The sequence below is a fragment of the Baekduia sp. genome, assembly GCF_035685985.1.
In the GTDB taxonomy this organism is placed as follows: Bacteria; Actinomycetota; Thermoleophilia; order Solirubrobacterales; family Solirubrobacteraceae; genus Baekduia.
The window spans coordinates 114,832-130,449 of record NZ_DASRZV010000037.1 but is presented as its reverse complement, the minus strand read 5'-3'; the positions used below and the strand labels follow the sequence as shown (position 1 = coordinate 130,449).

Below are 15,618 nucleotides of genomic sequence, written 5' to 3'. Positions count from 1 at the left end.
TTCCGTCCAGCGTGGCACCCTCCTGCGCGTGACCCCTCCCCCTGCCATCGAAGCCCACGGGCTCGTGAAGCGCTACGGCGAAAAGCGCGCGCTGGATGGCGTCGACCTCGACGTCGCGCGCGGCGCGGTGTGCGCCCTGCTCGGCCCCAACGGCGCCGGCAAGACGACGGCCGTCCGCGTCCTCACCACCCTCACCCTCCCCGACGCCGGCACCGCGCGCGTGGCCGGCCACGACGTGGTCGCCGACCCCGTCGCCGTCCGTCGCCGCCTCGGCCTGGCCGCGCAGGACGCGACGGTCGACGAGCTGCTCACCGGCCACGAGAACCTGGTGATGATCGGCGAGCTGCACCACCTCGGGCGCAAGCACGCCAAGGCGCGCGCGACCGAGCTGCTGGAGCAGTTCTCGCTGACCGACGCCGCCGGCAAGCTCGCCAAGGAGTACTCGGGCGGCATGCGCCGGCGCCTGGACCTCGCGGCGACGCTCGTCGCCGAGCCCGAGGTGCTGTTCCTCGACGAGCCGACGACCGGCCTGGACCCGCGTGCGCGCAACGAGCTGTGGGACGTGCTGGACCAGCTCGTCGCCGGCGGCGCCACGCTGCTGCTGACCACGCAGTACCTCGAAGAGGCCGACCGCCTGGCCGACGACATCGTGGTCGTCGACCACGGGCGCGTGATCGCGCGCGGCGACGCGCGCTCGCTCAAGCGCCAGGTCGGCGGCGACCAGCTGCGCGTGATCGTCGCCCGGCGCGACGACGTCGGCGAGGTCGCGCGGATCGTCGAGCGCGTCGTGGGCGCCGCGCCGGTCGTCGACCCGGGCGCGCGCTCGGTCGTCGCGGCGGCGGTCGAGGCCGACGGCGCGGGCGCCGACGGCGATGGCGCGGGCCGCGGCGTCACCGCCCTCGGCGCGCTGGCCGACGCGCTCGGCGAGGCGGGCATCGCGGTCGAGGACCTCGGCCTGGCCCAGCCGACGCTCGACGACGTCTTCCTGACCCTGACCGGCAAGCCCGCGGAGGACCAGTCCGCCGACGGCGCCGCCGACCCATCCGTTCCCGTCGCCGAGGAGGCCGCACGATGAGCACCCAGGCCGCCACCGCGGGCTCCGCGCCCGCGCCCGCCCCCGCCCGCCGCGAGAGCGCCCGGGCCACGTTCCTCTCCGACACCTGGGTTATCGCCCGGCGCGGGATCCTCCACATGCGCCGCCAGCCGGAGGCGCTGTCGGACGCGACGATCCAGCCGGTCATGTTCGTGCTGCTGTTCGCCTACGTCTTCGGCGGGGCGATCAGCGTGCCGGGCGGCGGGAGCTACAAGGAGTTCCTGATGGGCGGAATCTTCGCCCAGACGATCGTGTTCGGCTGCTTCGGCGTCGCGTTGGCGCTGTCCAACGACCGCAACAACGGCGCGATCGACCGCTTCCACTCGCTGCCGATCCCGCGCGCGAGCGTGCTCGCCGGGCACGCGGTGGCGAACCTGATCCGCTCGTTCCTGCCGATCACGTTCATGACGCTCACCGGCCTCGTGGTCGGCTGGCGGATCCACTCCGGCGTGCTGGACGCGCTCGGCGCCTACGGGCTGATGGTCCTGTTCTCGTTCGCGATGATCTGGATCGGCGTGCTGCTCGGCTCGCTCGTGCGGACGCCGGAGGGCGTGCAGGGCGTCGCGTTCGTCGTGATCTTCCCGATCACGTTCATCGCCTCGACGTTCGTGCCGACCTCGACGCTGCCGGGCGTGCTGAAGACGATCGCCGAGTGGAACCCGACGTCGTCGCTGGCCAACGCGCTGCGCCACCTGTTCGACAACCCCGGCGGCACGCTGCCGACCTCCGGCGCGTGGTCGCTGCAGCATCCGGTCGCGTACACGTTCATCTGGGCGATCGCGATCGTCGTGGTGTGCGCGCCGCTGGCCGTCGTGCAGTACCAGCGCTCGATCAAGTCCTAGGTGTCGGGCCGGTCGCGCGGCGCGTCCGCGCCGGCGGCCGGCCCGTCCCTCGACCCCCTCTGACCCCTCTCCCGCTTGGGTCCCGGCCCAAGGTGGCGGATTCCCCCGCGGAACCTCCGGTGCCCCGCGTGCCCTCATGGCGTGGCGCGCGAGCACCGGGGGCTCCGTGTCGCCCGCCGGCCCGGACGACCTCCTGCCGTGTCGACAGGAGGCGCACAGCGTGCTCCCATATCCGATCGCTAGAGTCGGGGATCCGGCTAAATCCCTTCTTCCGGATCACCTATCGCCATGACCGACATCGCCCCTGATTCCGCCCCCTCGCCGCGCGCCGTGATCGTCGGCGCCGGCCCGTCCGGCTTCTACGCCGCCGACCAGCTTCTGGGCGCGGGCTTCGAGGTCGACGTGCTCGACGCGCTGCCGACGCCGTTCGGCCTCGTGCGCGCGGGCGTCGCGCCCGACCACCCGAAGATCAAGTCGGTCACGCGCGTCTACGAGAAGACGGCCAAGAAGGACGGCTTCCGGTTCTTCGGCGGGATCAGGCTCGGCGAGCACATCCGGCGCGCCGAGCTGCTGGAGCGCTACGACGTCGTGCTCTACGCGCTGGGCACCAGCGACGACAACCGCCTCGGGATCCCCGGCGAGGACCGCCCGGGCGTCCACGGCGCCACGCAGTTCGTCGCCTGGTACAACGGCCACCCGGACGCCGCCGACTACGACTACAACCTGGACGTCGAGCGCGCGGTGGTCATCGGCAACGGCAACGTCGCGATGGACGTCGCGCGCATGCTCGTGCTGCATCCCGACGAGCTGGCGCCGACCGACACCGCCGACCACGCGATCGAGGTGCTGGCCGCGTCGAAGGTCACCGAGGTCGTGCTGCTGGGCCGCCGCGGCCCGGCGCAGGCCGCGTTCACCAACCCCGAGCTGCGCGAGCTGGCCGACCTGGAGCGCGCGGGCGTCGAGGTCGACATCACCGACCTGGAGCTGGACGCGGCGTCGGCGAAGTGGCTTCAGGAGGAGGCCGACCCGACCGCGCAGCGCAACGTCGAGGTGCTGCGCGAGTACGCGGCCGCCTCGCCCAAGGACGCGTCGCACAGGATCGTGTTGAAGTTCCTGCGCTCGCCGGTGGAGATCCTCGGCGAGGGCCAGGACGGCGCGGTCACCGGCATCAAGGTGGTGCGCAACGAGATCCAGGCGGGGGAGGGCGGGCGCCTCAGCGCGGTCGCCACCGGCGACGAGGAGGTCATCGAGTGCGGGCTGGTCCTGCGCTCGATCGGCTACCGCGGCAGGCCCGTCGACGACGTGCCCTTCGACGACCGCCGCGGGCTGATCCGCAACGACGGCGGCCGCGTCTGCGACGCGTCCGGCGACGCGCACTCCGGCGAGTACGTCGTCGGCTGGATCAAGCGCGGGCCGTCCGGCGTCATCGGCACCAACAAGAAGGACGCCGCCGACACGGTCGCCAAGATCGTCGAGGACCGCGACGCGGGCAAGCTGAACGCGCCGGCGATCACCGACCCCGACGCGATCGCCGCCTTCTACGCCGAGCGCGCGCCGGACGCCGTGACGTGGGCGGGCTGGCAGGCGATCGACGCCCACGAGAAGGCCAGCGGCGAGCCCCACGGTCGGCCGCGCGTCAAGCTCGTGCGGCTCGCGGACCTGTTCGAGCGCTCGCGCGCGACGACCGCGGGGTAGGGCGCCGCGCGGGCCCGCGAACGGGCACCCGCGCGAGCACCGACGGCGCGTCTGCTCTACCGTCGGCCCATGACCACGATCCTCGCGTCGGGCACGACGCAGATCCTCCTGGCCACCGGCGCGGGCGCGTTCGCGATCGTCGTCGGCGGCATCGGCGTGTACTTCACGCTCGATGCCGAGGACCGCGGCAAGCTCGGGGTCCTGCTCCGCCACCCGCTGAAGACGATCTTCACCGAGGACGAGCCGGACCCCGACGACTTCTAGCCGCTCGGCGCCGCGACGTCGCCGTCGCCGTCGCCGTCGGTGGGCGCCTCGAGTTGAGGGGCGATCCTGCCGATGCTAAAGTCAGCACTTGATGACTTGGTCCGGCGACACCGGCGCCTGATGGGGCTCGCGACGATCGTCGCTCTCGGCACGTGGGTCGTCGCCGCGCTCGACCGGCTGGTCAGCCGTCGCCGCGACGGTGATCGCTGACCGAATTTGACTGTGAAGTAGCGTTTGCCCGGTCGCGAACGCGAAGCTACTTTGCCGGTCCATGGCGACCAAGAAGGAAAAGGCCGAACGCCGCGCGTCGCTGCGACCCCATCCCGCCCGGGATCAGATCCTGGACGTGATGCGCAGCTACGGGCAGCCGATCAGTCCGACCCAGCTGGCCCGGATCACGGGCACCACGCTGGGCTCGACGGCCTATCACGTCCGCACCTTGGTCTCCGCCGGGCTCGTCGAGTTGGCCGACGAGGGCCGCGTCCGTGGCGCGGTCGAGCACTTCTACGCGCTCGTCCCCGGCAGCCAGGGGGACATCCGGCTCACCGACCCGGTCACGCAGCTGCTCGGACTCTGCGGCGCGTTGACCCTGCCCGACCCCGATGGCGGCTATCCGCGGCCGGCCGTGATCGACGACGTCGCCCGTGAGCGGTTGACGGCGATCATCGCGCAGCTGTCCCCCGAGGTGCAGCAGATCGTGGCCGAGGCGCTCGCGCGCGCCGACGCGCGGCGACAGGGTTAGGTCGCCGCCGGGCCCGGCGGTGGTCCCGCGGCGTCGCGACGCACGAGCGCGGCGACCGTCCGCTCGAGCGCCTCGATGCGCTCGGCCACCGTCGGGTCCTCGTCCTCGCGCTCGACCGCGTCGCCGATGTCGGGGACGGTGAACCAGGCGTAGGGCAGGTGGCACGCGGCGGCGATCACGCGCAGGTGCGTCTCCTCGGCGCGGCCGCGGACCGTCCCGAGGTCCTTCAGCGTGGAGCGGCTCAGCGGCGTGCGCGCCGCCAGCTCCTCCCAGGAGTTGATGTCGGCCAGCGCCATCGCGGCGCGGATGCGCCGCCGGATCTCGTCCTGCTCGAGCACGTGGAGCTCTTGACCGTACGGGGACAGAATCGGTCAGGAGTTGACAGCTTTGTGCCTACTGGCTATATTCCGGCCATTCCTGTTCGTCCTCGACAGAAGCGGCGATCTCAACCGTCGCCGGATGGCGGCTCGCGGACCGCCTCGACCAGCAGGTCCTCCAGCCCGGACCATCCCGTCGCGCGCGTGCGCCACAGGCGCTCGGCGCCGGCCCCGGCCCCGCGGGTCCCGGCCTCCACGATCAGACCGGCGTCGGCGAGACGGCGCACGTGGTAGGCGGTCGCGCTGGTCGTGAGCCCCGACAGCGCCGCGAGGTCGCTCGCGCTGCCCGGCGCGCGCTCGAACAGGACGAGCGCGCGCAGACGCACGGGATGGCCGATCGCGGCCAGGAAGTCGGGGTCGAGCATGGGCGGCGTCGTCCGACCCTACGCCGTCCGGCGGTCGACCACCTCGACATGCGGTGTGGACGAGAACTCCGAGTGCTCGCGCAGTGCGATGGCTGAGCCGGTCCCGGCGCGCGTGCTCGCCGCGATCGCCCACCCGCTCCGGCTCGCGCTGCTCGTCGCGCTCGAGGCCCGCGAGGGCACGCCCGCCGAGCTGGCCGCCGCGACCGGCGTGACCGAGCCCGAGGTCGAGCAGGCGCTGGCCGTCCTGCACGACGTCGGCCTCGTCGCCGCCGGCACGCGCCGCGGCGCGCTGGCCACCACCGGTCGGGGATGGGCGGAGGTCGCCGTGCGGCTCGCGCGGCTCGACGACGCCGGCCGCCAGGGCTGACCCGGCCGCGCCGGTCGCCGCCGACCGTCGCGCCGTCGGCGCCGAGCGGGCAGAATGCGCCGGTGGCCTACATCTCGCTTCGCCGCGTGGTGGTCCTCGCGGTGCTCCAGGTCGCCATCCTGGCGTTCCTCTTCACCCGTCACGGCCACGGCCATGAGGCGATCGCGCGCTCGCCGACGCCGACCCCGACGGTCGACCGCTTCGACGCCGGCCGGGCGCTGGCGACCGTCCGCCTCCAGCTCGCCGCCGGCCAGCGGCCCGCGGGCTCGCCGCAGCTGCGCCGCGTCGCCGAGAAGCTGCGCGCCAAGCTGCCCGACGCCCACTTCGAGGACGTCCCGGTCGCCGATCCGACCCACCCGCTGAGGAACATCGTCGGCCGGCTGCCCGGGACGCAGCCCGCGATCGTGCTCGGCGCGCACTACGACACCGAGTACCACCCCAAGGGCTTCGTCGGCGCCAACGACGCGGCCGCCGCGGTCGGCACGGTGATCGAGGTCGCGCGCGACCTGAAGGCCATGAAGCGTCCCAAGGACGCGCCCGAGATCGACTTCGTGCTCTTCGACGGCGAGGAGGAGCCGTTTCCCACCAACGACTTCTACCGCGACGCGCTGCGCGGATCCAAGGCCTACGTGAACGCCCATCCGGGGCAGACGCGCGCGATGCTCCTGCTCGACTACATGGGCAACCGCGGCGTCCGCCTGCCGCGCGAGGCCACGTCCAACGCCCGGCTCTGGTCGACCGTCCGCGTGGCGGCCCGCCGCGTCGGCGTCGGGGCGGTCTTCCCCAACGTCCCGGAGACGTCGATCATCGACGACCACTCGCCGTTCCTGGCCGCCGGGACCCCGGCCGTCGACTTCATCGACTGGTCCTATCCCGTCAAGGACACCATCCGCGACACCTACGACCAGCTGTCGGAGCGCGCGATCGACGCGGTGGGGGAGACCGTCGTCGAGCTGCTGCGCACCTACAAGTAGGGGAACCGCCCGGCGCCTAGGCCGAAACCACGCGGTCGCGTCCCGCGGCTTTGGCCTGGTAGAGCGCGCGGTCGGCGGCGTCCATCAGCGCGCCCGGCTCCTCGCCGCCCGGCGAGGTCACCAGGCCGGCCGAGAACGTCACGCCGTCGGGCAGCGTCCCGCGCAGCCGCTCGATCAGCGCGGTCGCGCCGACGGTGTCGCAGGCGGGCAGCAGCAGCGCGAACTCCTCGCCGCCCCAGCGCGCCAGCACGTCGGTCGCCCGCAGCGAGCCGCTCCACACCGCGGCCGCCGCGCGCAGCAGCCGGTCGCCGGCCAGGTGGCCGTGGCGGTCGTTGTAGGCCTTGAAGTGGTCGAGGTCGAGCATGGCCACCGACAACGGCTGGCCCTGGCGCTCGGCGACCGCCAGCTCCTGGCGCAGCAGCTCGTCCCACGCGCGGCGGTTGGGCAGGCCGGTCAGGTCGTCGGTGCGCGTCAGCTCGTCCAGGCGCCCGAGCAGGTCGGCGCGCTGCATCGCCAGCGCCGCCTCGCCGGCCAGCACGCCGATCATCATCATCTCGCCGTCGTCGATCGCCTCGCGCCGTCGCGGCCAGGAGATCGCCAGGACGCCGCGGACGCCGCCGGAGTCGGCGATCGGATGGAAGAGCACGGAGGCGGCGCCCAGCTGCGAGACCAGCCGCCGGTCGCAGTGCGGGGAGGACGCGGCGTCGGCGACGAACAGCGGCTGCCCGCTGTCCATCGTCACGCGCGCGCCGTGCTCGTGCGCGTCGGCGGCGACCCGGTAGGGCGTGCCGGCCTCGGGGCGCGCCGCGGTCGACGTCAGGTCGGCGTCGCGACCGCTCTCCCACAGGCACGCGGCGTCGGCGCCGTCGAGCAGCGCCAGCGCGGTGCGGCAGATCGCCGGGCGCGCCTCGAGCGGGTCGCAGTGCCCGATCTCGCGCACGACGTCGGCGATCGTCGCCAGCCGCTCGGCGTGATGGCGCTGCGCGGCCTCGTGGGCGCGCAGCTCGGTGACGTCGCGGACCGTGTTGAGGAACGAGCGGCTGCCGTCGCCCAGGTCCGTCGGCACGCACGAGATCACGGCCGGGAAGCGCGTGCCGTCGGCACGCACCAGCTCGATGTCGAACGCGCCGCCGCCGTCGGCGACAACCCGCGCCACCAGCTCGGCGTTGCGCTCCCAGGAGTCCGCGGGCCAGAACGGGAACGGCACGGTCGCGCCGACGAGCTGGTGCTCGGCGAAGCCGGTGATCGCGGTGAGCGCCGGGTTGACCTGGATGATCGCGCCGTCGCGCGTGAGCGCGAAGCCCTCCGACATCGCGCCGAGGATCGCCCCCGACCGGCCGACGACCGAGCGCAGGTGCTCGACCAGCGACAGCACCGAGAAGCCCAGCGCGGCGGCGACGACGAGCATCAGCGCGCCCGCGCGCCAGCCGCTGGACGGGTGCGTGTCCGACGCGACGAGGATCGGGACGAAGAAGACGACCGCGACGCCGACCAGGACGAGCACGAGCTGGGTGCGGTGGCGGGCGAGCGCCGCCCACATCACGGGCATCAGCAGCAGCGGCCCGAAGCCCGCGCTGGGCCCGACGCCCTCGCGCAGCAGGAACGTCGCGGCGAGCATCGCGAACAGCGACGCGAGCGTCGTGCCGCGGCGCTGGCGGCCGAAGGCGGACGCGGCCAGGCCGGCGCCCGCGGCCACCAGGAGGACGAGCGCGGACGCGACCTCCGCCGGGTCGAGGTGCTGCTCCAGCGGCAGCAGCCCGACCACGACGACCAGCGCCGCTCCGTACGGGAGCAGGAGCCGGCGCGCGGACCGGGAGACGGGAAGTTCGGTTGTGGCCATGAAGGTGACGGGAGCGGGACGGTCGGGGCCTGGGCCGACCGGCTCATCCGCATGGTCGGCCGCGCGGGCCCCGGGCTGGAGCGCGAACGCGCCCGCTCGGACGAGCGCGTCCCACCAGGTCGGGTGGGGTAGGAAGGCGGTCATGGCCCAGCGCACATCGCCTCCGTTCCGCGCCGACCACGTCGGGAGCCTGCTGCGCCCGCCCGCGCTGCTCGACGCCCGCGCCGAGCACGCCGCCGGCCGGATCGACGACGCCGAGCTGCGGGCGCGCGAGGACGACGCGATCCGCGACGTCGTCGCGATGCAGAAGGAGGTCGGCCTGCGCAGCGTCACCGACGGCGAGTTCCGCCGCGCGTCGTGGCACATGGACTTCATCTACGAGCTGGACGGCGTCACCAAGGCGCCGGGCGACCTGAAGGTCCGGTTCCACAACGCCGAGGGCGACATCGAGTTCACGCCGGCGGCGATGCGCATCGACGGCCGCCTCGGCGTGTCGGAGACGATCTTCGGCGACGCCTTCGCGTTCCTGCGCCAGACCGCGGCGCAGCTCGCGCCCGGGCTGACGCCGAAGCTCACGATCCCGTCGCCGTCGATGGTCCACTACCGCGGCGGGCGCGCGTCGATCGACGCGTCGGTCTACCCCGACATGGAGGCCTTCTGGGGCGACCTGACCGCGGCCTACGCCGAGCAGGTCCGGCGCCTGGGCGACGCGGGCTGCACGTACCTGCAGTTCGACGACACCTCGCTGGCCTACCTCAACGACCCCGAGCAGCGCAAGCACGTCGCCGCGATCGGCGGCGACGCCGAGCACCAGCACGAGGCCTACATCAAGCACATCAACGAGGCCCTGGCGGCGCGGCCCGAGGGCATGAGCGTCACCACGCACATGTGCCGCGGCAACTTCCGCTCCTCGTGGGTGGCCGAGGGCGGCTACGACTTCGTCGCCGAGGCGCTGTTCGACCAGCTGGAGGTCGACGGGTTCTTCATGGAGTGGGACGACGCGCGCAGCGGCGGCTTCGAACCGCTGCGCTTCGTCCCCAAGGGCAAGGTCGTCGTCCTCGGCCTGGTGACGACCAAGCGCGGCGAGCTGGAGAGCGCCGACGAGCTCAAGCGCCGCATCGAGGAGGCGTCGCGGTTCGTGGACGTCGACCAGCTCTGCCTGTCGCCGCAGTGCGGCTTCTCCTCCACCGTCGAGGGCAACGCCCTCACCTATGAGCAGGAGGTCGCCAAGCTGCGCCGCGTGGTCGAGGTCGCGGAGGACGTCTGGGGCGCCTGACGCGGCGCTGCGCAGCCTTCACGCAGCAAACCTGCAGAAAGATGTCCACTTTCCTGGACATCCCTCAAACAGGGGATGCAGCCGACGATCACGGGACCGAGCATGCGTCCTCCGTCGACATCCCCCGTCGTTCCGTCCACCGGCGCGAGCCCCGTCGCCCGGCGACCGTGGTTGGACCACTGGCTGGAGAGCTGCCGCGACCTCGCCGAGCTGAAGGCCTCGCACCCGATGGTCGACGCCGTCATCGACGAGATCGACGGCCGCATGATCCGCGTCGGCGACCAGTGGCTCGCCGACTTCGCGTCGTGCAACTACCTGGGCTTCGACCTCGACCGCGAGATCATCGACGCGGTCCCGGCCTACCTCGACGCGTGGGGCACGCACCCGAGCTGGTCGCGCCTGCTCGGCTCGCCGGTGCTCTACGAGCGGATCGAGACCGAGCTGACCGAGCTGCTGGGCTGCGAGGACACGCTGGTCCTGCCGACGATCACCCACATCCACCTGTCGGTGATCCCGCTGCTGGCCGCCTCGGGCACGATCTTCCTCGACGCCCGCGCGCACAAGACGATCTACGACGGCTGCCAGGCCGCCCGCGCCCGGGGCGCCGCGGTGCGCCGCTTCCGCTTCGAGGACCCCGACCACCTCGACGAGCTGCTGGGCGCCGAGCGCGACCCCACGCGCCTGGTCTGCATGGACGGCGTGAACTCGATGACCGGCAACCCGCCGGACCTCCCGGCCTTCGCCGAGGTCGCGCGCAGGCACGGCGCGCTGCTGTACGTCGACGACGCGCACGGCTTCGGCGTCATCGGCGAGCGCGGGGCGGGGATCGCCAACCCCTACGGGTCGAAGGGCAACTCGATCGTCCGCCACTTCGGCGAGTCCTACGACAACCTGATCCTCGTCGGCGGGTTCTCCAAGTCCTACAGCTCGCTGCTGGCGTTCATCGCCTGCCCGACGCCGGTCAAGGACCTGCTGAAGGTCGCGGCGCCGCCGTATCTCTACTCCGGCCCCTCGCCGGTCGCGTCGCTGGCCACGGTGCTGGCCGGGCTGAAGGTCAACCGCGAGCGCGGGGACGCGCTGCGCGACGAGCTGCGGCGCCTGACGCGCCGGACGCTCGAAGGCCTGGAGCGCCTGGACATCCACACGCCCAACCGCTCCGGGCTGCCGATCGTCGAGATCCCGCTGCGCGACCACGAGCAGATCGACTCCGTCGGGCGCTTCCTCTTCGAGCGCGGCGTCTACGTGACGCTCGCCGCCTACCCGCTGGTCCCCAAGGACGAGGTCGGGTTCCGCGTCCAGCTGACCGCGGCCAACACCGACGCCGAGGTCGACACGCTGCTCGGCGCGCTGGAGGAGCTGGCGGGCCGCGGCGTGCTGCGCCCGGCCGGCGAGCTGCCCACGCCCACCAGGAGCGCCGCATGACCATCGAGCGAGGAGGAGGGCTGCGTCGCTGGGCGTGGGCCGGCTTCCTGGCGTTCGGCCTCGTCCTGTCGCTGCTGCACCTCGCGGTGCCGCCGCTGAAGGGCGACTTCTACGTGATGTCGGCCATCGGCTTCGCGCCGGTCGTCGGCATCCTCGCGGCGATCAAGCTGCACAAGCCGGAGACCAAGGCCCCGTGGCTGTGGTTCGCCCTCGGGTTCCTGCTCTTCTGGCTCGGCGACCTCTACACCTACAGCTACCCGAAGATCACGGGCAACGAGGTCACGCCGTTCCCGTCGATCGGCGACGCGTCCTACATCGCGGTCTACCCGGCGTTGATGGTGGGGTTGCTGCTGCTCGTCCGGCGGCGCGCCGAGCGCTCGACCGACCGCGGCGCGACCGACGCCATGATCTTGACCATCGGCCTGGCGGTCCCGCAGTGGATCGTGCTGATGGCGCCCAACCTGCACGTCGACGAGCTCGGCACGCTGGCCAAGCTGGTGTCGATCGCCTACCCGTTCGGCGACGTGTTGCTGCTGGCCGCCGCGCTGCGCCTGGCGCTCGACGGCGGCAAGCGCGGCATGGCCTTCCACCTGATGGCCTCGGCGATCGTCCTGCTGCTGCTCACCGACTTCGTCTACGGCATCAAGCTGCTGCACGGCACCTACAACAACCAGCTGTGGCTCGACCTCGGCTGGGACGGCTTCTACGTGCTGTGGGGCACGGCGGCGCTGCACCCGTCGATGCGGATCCTCGACCACGGCCGCCCGGCCCGCTCGGTGCTGACGCGGACGCGGCTGGCGCTGCTGACCGTCGCGTCGCTGATCGCCCCGGCCGTCGAGCTGCTGCACGACTTCCACCGCCGCGACTGGGACATGGCGGTCGTCACCGGTGCCGCGATCGTGCTGTTCGGGCTGGTCGTCGTCCGCATGCGCGGGCTGATGCGCCACCAGGAGCGCTCGATGGAGCGCGAGCGCGCGCTGGCCCGCGCCGGCGCGGCGCTGGTCGCCGCCGGCACCCGCGAGGAGCTGGAGGCGGTCGCGGTCACCGCGGCGCGCGAGCTGGCGGGCGCGGGCACGGCGGTCGAGCTGCGCGACGCCGAGCGCTTCACGTCGGTCGACCGCCTGGCGTTGACCCGGCACGACGCCGTGGTCGTCGACCTGGCGCCGCGCGAGGGCGCGGCGTCGGTGCTGATCGCGTCGGGGCCCGCGGTGGCCGAGCGCGCGGTGCGCGAGATCCTGAACGCCTTGGGCACGCAGGTCGTGCTCGCCTTCGAGCGCGCGGCGCTCACCGAGGAGCTGGTGCGCCGCCAGAGCGAGGCGCGCTTCGCCTCGCTGGTGCAGCACTCCAGCGACCTCATCACGGTGCTCGCGTCGGACGCGACGATCGCCTACCAGTCGCCGGCGATCGAGCGGGTCCTCGGCTGGGCGCCCGAGGAGGTCGTCGGGCGGCGCATCGACGACCTGATGGAGCAGGGCGAGGGGTCCAGGTTGTTGCGGTTGATCGCCGACGGCGCCACCGCGCCGGTGGCGTCGCAGACGCTGGAGACCACGCTGACCCACAAGGACGGCACCACCCGGCAGTTCGAGGTGCTGTTCACCAACTTGACGCACGACCCGGCCGTGGGCGGGATCGTGTTGAACTCGCGCGACGTCAGCGAGCGCAAGGCCTTCGAGCGCCAGCTCGCCCACCAGGCCTTCCACGACCCGGTCACCGGCCTGCCGAACCGGGCGCTGTTCGTGGAGCGCGTGCGCCACGCGATCGCCCGGTCGCGGCGCGAGCACCGCGGGCTCGGGATCGTCTTCATCGACCTCGACGACTTCAAGATCATCAACGACTCGCTCGGCCACGCGGCCGGCGACGAGGTCCTGACCCAGGTCGCCCAGCGCCTGGCGCTGAGCATCCGCGCCAGCGACACCGCGGCGCGGTTCGGCGGCGACGAGTTCGCCGTGCTGCTGGAGGACATCGAGGGCGTCCAGGAGGCGGCCGACGCGGCCGAGCGCATCATGGAGGCCATCGGCGCGCCGCTGACCGCGGCGCACAAGGAGGTCGCGCTGCGCTGCTCGCTGGGCATCGCGATCGCGGCCGAGGACGGAACCTCCGACGCCGACGAGTTGATCCGCGACGCCGACGCGGCGATGTACATCGCCAAGCGCGACGGCAAGGGCGGCTACCGGCTGTTCGAGCCCGAGATGCACGAGGGCGTCCTGCAGCGCCTGGAGCTGCGCACCGACCTGCAGCGCGCGCTGGCCGAGGGCCAGCTCGAGCTCTACTACCAGCCGGTCGTCCGACTGGAGGACGGCACGGTGTCCGGCGTCGAGGCGCTGCTGCGCTGGAACCACCCGGAGCGGGGGATGGTCGGGCCCGACCAGTTCATCCCGCTGGCCGAGGAGACCGGGCTGATCGTGCCGATCGGCCGCTGGGTCCTGCGCCAGGGCTGCCGCGAGGGGCGGCGCCTGCTGGACGGCCTGCCGGGCGACAAGCCGGCGTCGCTGGCGATCAACCTGTCGTTGAAGCAGCTGCAGCACTCCGACGTGGTGGCCGACGTGCGCGACGCGCTGGAGGAGTCCGGGCTGGAGCCGCGGCGGCTGACGCTGGAGATCACCGAGAGCGTGCTGATGGCCGACACCGACCTGGCCGTGCAGCGGCTGGCCGACCTGAAGGGCCTGGGCGTCAAGCTCGCGCTGGACGACTTCGGCACGGGCTACTCGTCGCTGTCCTACCTGTCGCGGTTCCCGGTCGACGTGCTGAAGATGGACCGGTCGTTCCTGCGCGACGGCGCGTCGCCGCAGGCGACCGACCTGGCCAACGCGGTCGTGGCGCTCGGGTCGACGCTGTCGCTGGAGGTCGTCGCCGAGGGCATCGAGCTGCGGGAGCAGTGGAACACGCTGCGCGCGCTCGGGTGCGACCTCGGGCAGGGCTTCTACTTCGCCAAGCCGATGGACGCCGAGTCGGCGCGCACGTTCCTCGCCCAGGGCGCCGCCGGGACACCTCCCGCCGGCGTGCCCGCGGGCGACGATGCACCATAGTTACGAGGGCCTGGACGGCCTCGGCGCCGGACCGGCCGGCGCCGGCCGGGACGGCGGCTCGCTCCTGACGCCGCTGCGCGAGCGCGACTTCCGCCTGCTGTGGACGGGCGCGACCGCGTCGCTGCTGGGCGACGGCGCGTTCTTGGTGGCCTTGGCCTGGCAGGTGTACGCCATGGCCGGCGGCGGGCCGACCGGCATGTCGCTGGTCGGCATCGCGATGACGGTCCCGACGATCGCGTTCCTGCTGATCGGCGGCGTGGCCAGCGACCGGCTGGAGCGCCGGTGGCTGCTGGTCGGCGCCGACCTGCTGCGGGCGTTGTCGGTGGCCTTGCTGGCCGGGCTGGCGATCGGCGGGCAGCTCGCGCTGTGGCACGTGGTCGTGCTGAGCGCGCTGTACGGGACCGGCAGCGCGTTCCACGCGCCGGCCTTCGACGCGCTGGTGCCCGAGATCCTGGCGGGCGAGCGCCTCACGCAGGCCAACGCGCTGGACCAGCTCGTGCGGCCGCTGGCGCTGCGGCTGGCCGGCCCGGCGCTGGGCGGCGTCCTGGTCGGCGTCGCCGGCGCGGGCGGGGTCTTCCTGCTGGACTGCGCGACGTTCCTGATGGCCGCCGGGACCGTGTTGATGATGTCGCCCGCGCGCGGCGATCGCGCGCGCGCCGAGGGCGGGTCGTTGTTGGCGGACCTGCGCACCGGCTGGCGCTTCGTGCGCTCCCACGCGTGGCTGTGGGCGACGTTCGCGTCCGCCGCGGTCGCCTACCTGCTCTTCATGGGGCCGGTCGAGGTCCTGCTGCCGTGGATCGTCAAGGAGGGGATGGGCGGCAGCGCGTTCGACCTCGGGCTGGTGTTCGCCGCCGGCGGCCTGGCCTCGATGGCCTGCGCGGTCGCGCTCGGCCGCTTCGGCCTGCCGCGCCGCGGGATCACGTGGATGCTGCTGGCCTGGACGCTGGCGACCGTGGCCGTCGCCGGCTACGGCGCGGCGACCGCGATCTGGCAGCTCATGCTCGCGAGCGCGCTGTTCAACGGGCTGGAGACCGCGGGCACGATCGTCTGGGCGACGACCAAGCAGCGCCACGTCCCGGCGGCGCTGCTGGGCCGCGTCTCGTCGCTGGACTGGCTCATCTCCGTCGGCCTGCTCCCGCTCTCCTTCGCGCTCACCGGCCCGGTCTCCGGCGCCATCGGCGCGCGGACGACCCTGATCGCCGCCGGCCTCCTCGGCGCCCTCGTCACCTTCGCCGCCCTCTTCGTGCCGGGCATGCGCACGCTCGACGACCGCGCGAGCGGACCGTCCAGGCGTCCGCTCCGGAACCGATGGCGTCTTCGTGTTCTATGACGACA

The 15,618-nt window shown here is 73.2% G+C and carries 14 protein-coding genes; 11 read left to right on the top strand and 3 right to left on the bottom strand.

Annotated elements, in window-relative coordinates:
* The first annotated feature begins 28 nt into the window (after positions 1–28).
* From VFG42_RS25510 to VFG42_RS25490, 5 genes are all read left to right on the top strand, one after another.
* Entirely contained in the window at positions 29–1,075 is a 1,047-nt protein-coding gene (locus tag VFG42_RS25510) for an ATP-binding cassette domain-containing protein (RefSeq protein WP_324911662.1), read from the top strand.
* Positions 1,072–1,935, top strand: coding sequence for an ABC transporter permease (locus VFG42_RS25505; RefSeq protein ID WP_324911661.1), 864 nt, complete (start codon positions 1,072–1,074; stop codon positions 1,933–1,935). The genes VFG42_RS25510 and VFG42_RS25505 overlap by 4 nt, the downstream gene beginning before the upstream one ends.
* Positions 1,936–2,223: 288 nt before the next feature.
* Entirely contained in the window at positions 2,224–3,630 is a 1,407-nt protein-coding gene (locus VFG42_RS25500) for an FAD-dependent oxidoreductase (protein WP_324911660.1), read from the top strand.
* Positions 3,631–3,699: 69 nt separating this feature from the next.
* Positions 3,700–3,894 carry a hypothetical protein gene (locus tag VFG42_RS25495; RefSeq protein ID WP_324911659.1) on the top strand — a complete coding sequence of 65 codons (195 nt, stop codon included), beginning with the start codon at positions 3,700–3,702 and terminating at the stop codon, positions 3,892–3,894.
* Between the two features lie 271 nt (positions 3,895–4,165).
* Positions 4,166–4,636: a helix-turn-helix domain-containing protein gene (locus VFG42_RS25490; protein WP_324911658.1), complete on the top strand. Its 471-nt coding sequence runs from the start codon at positions 4,166–4,168 to the stop codon at positions 4,634–4,636.
* Here VFG42_RS25490 and VFG42_RS25485 read toward each other — a convergent pair.
* Positions 4,633–4,974, bottom strand: coding sequence for a hypothetical protein (locus VFG42_RS25485; protein ID WP_324911657.1), 342 nt, complete (start codon positions 4,972–4,974; stop codon positions 4,633–4,635). The genes VFG42_RS25490 and VFG42_RS25485 overlap by 4 nt on opposite strands.
* A 107-nt stretch (positions 4,975–5,081) precedes the next feature.
* Complete coding sequence (locus VFG42_RS25480; protein WP_324911656.1) at positions 5,082–5,378, bottom strand: winged helix-turn-helix domain-containing protein; 297 nt, start codon at positions 5,376–5,378, stop codon at positions 5,082–5,084.
* An 88-nt stretch (positions 5,379–5,466) separates the two neighbouring features.
* Between VFG42_RS25480 and VFG42_RS25475 the strand changes: the two genes are divergently transcribed.
* Together VFG42_RS25475 and VFG42_RS25470 are read left to right on the top strand one after the other, a co-directional pair.
* The gene (locus VFG42_RS25475; protein WP_324911655.1) at positions 5,467–5,745 is read left to right on the top strand and encodes an ArsR family transcriptional regulator; all 279 of its coding nucleotides are present in this window, start codon (positions 5,467–5,469) and stop codon (positions 5,743–5,745) included.
* A gap of 62 nt (positions 5,746–5,807) precedes the next feature.
* On the top strand, positions 5,808–6,719 hold the full coding sequence (locus tag VFG42_RS25470; RefSeq protein WP_324911654.1) for a M28 family metallopeptidase: 912 nt from the start codon (positions 5,808–5,810) through the stop codon (positions 6,717–6,719).
* A gap of 16 nt (positions 6,720–6,735) precedes the next feature.
* Here VFG42_RS25470 and VFG42_RS25465 read toward each other — a convergent pair whose 3' ends face one another.
* Entirely contained in the window at positions 6,736–8,559 is a 1,824-nt protein-coding gene (locus tag VFG42_RS25465) for a sensor domain-containing diguanylate cyclase (RefSeq protein WP_324911653.1), read from the bottom strand.
* Between the two features lie 142 nt (positions 8,560–8,701).
* Between VFG42_RS25465 and VFG42_RS25460 the strand changes: the two genes are divergently transcribed.
* The 4 genes from VFG42_RS25460 (at position 8,702) to VFG42_RS25445 (ending at position 15,613) form a co-directional block, all read left to right on the top strand.
* Positions 8,702–9,835 (top strand): 5-methyltetrahydropteroyltriglutamate--homocysteine S-methyltransferase, encoded by a 1,134-nt coding sequence (locus VFG42_RS25460; RefSeq protein ID WP_324911652.1) that lies wholly within the window; start codon positions 8,702–8,704, stop codon positions 9,833–9,835.
* A gap of 171 nt (positions 9,836–10,006) precedes the next feature.
* On the top strand, positions 10,007–11,257 hold the full coding sequence (locus tag VFG42_RS25455) for a pyridoxal phosphate-dependent aminotransferase family protein (RefSeq protein ID WP_324911651.1): 1,251 nt from the start codon (positions 10,007–10,009) through the stop codon (positions 11,255–11,257).
* Positions 11,254–14,283: a putative bifunctional diguanylate cyclase/phosphodiesterase gene (locus tag VFG42_RS25450; protein WP_324911650.1), complete on the top strand. Its 3,030-nt coding sequence runs from the start codon at positions 11,254–11,256 to the stop codon at positions 14,281–14,283. The genes VFG42_RS25455 and VFG42_RS25450 overlap by 4 nt, the downstream gene beginning before the upstream one ends.
* Positions 14,273–15,613: an MFS transporter gene (locus tag VFG42_RS25445; RefSeq protein WP_324911649.1), complete on the top strand. Its 1,341-nt coding sequence runs from the start codon at positions 14,273–14,275 to the stop codon at positions 15,611–15,613. The genes VFG42_RS25450 and VFG42_RS25445 overlap by 11 nt, the downstream gene beginning before the upstream one ends.
* Positions 15,614–15,618: the final 5 nt, after the last annotated feature.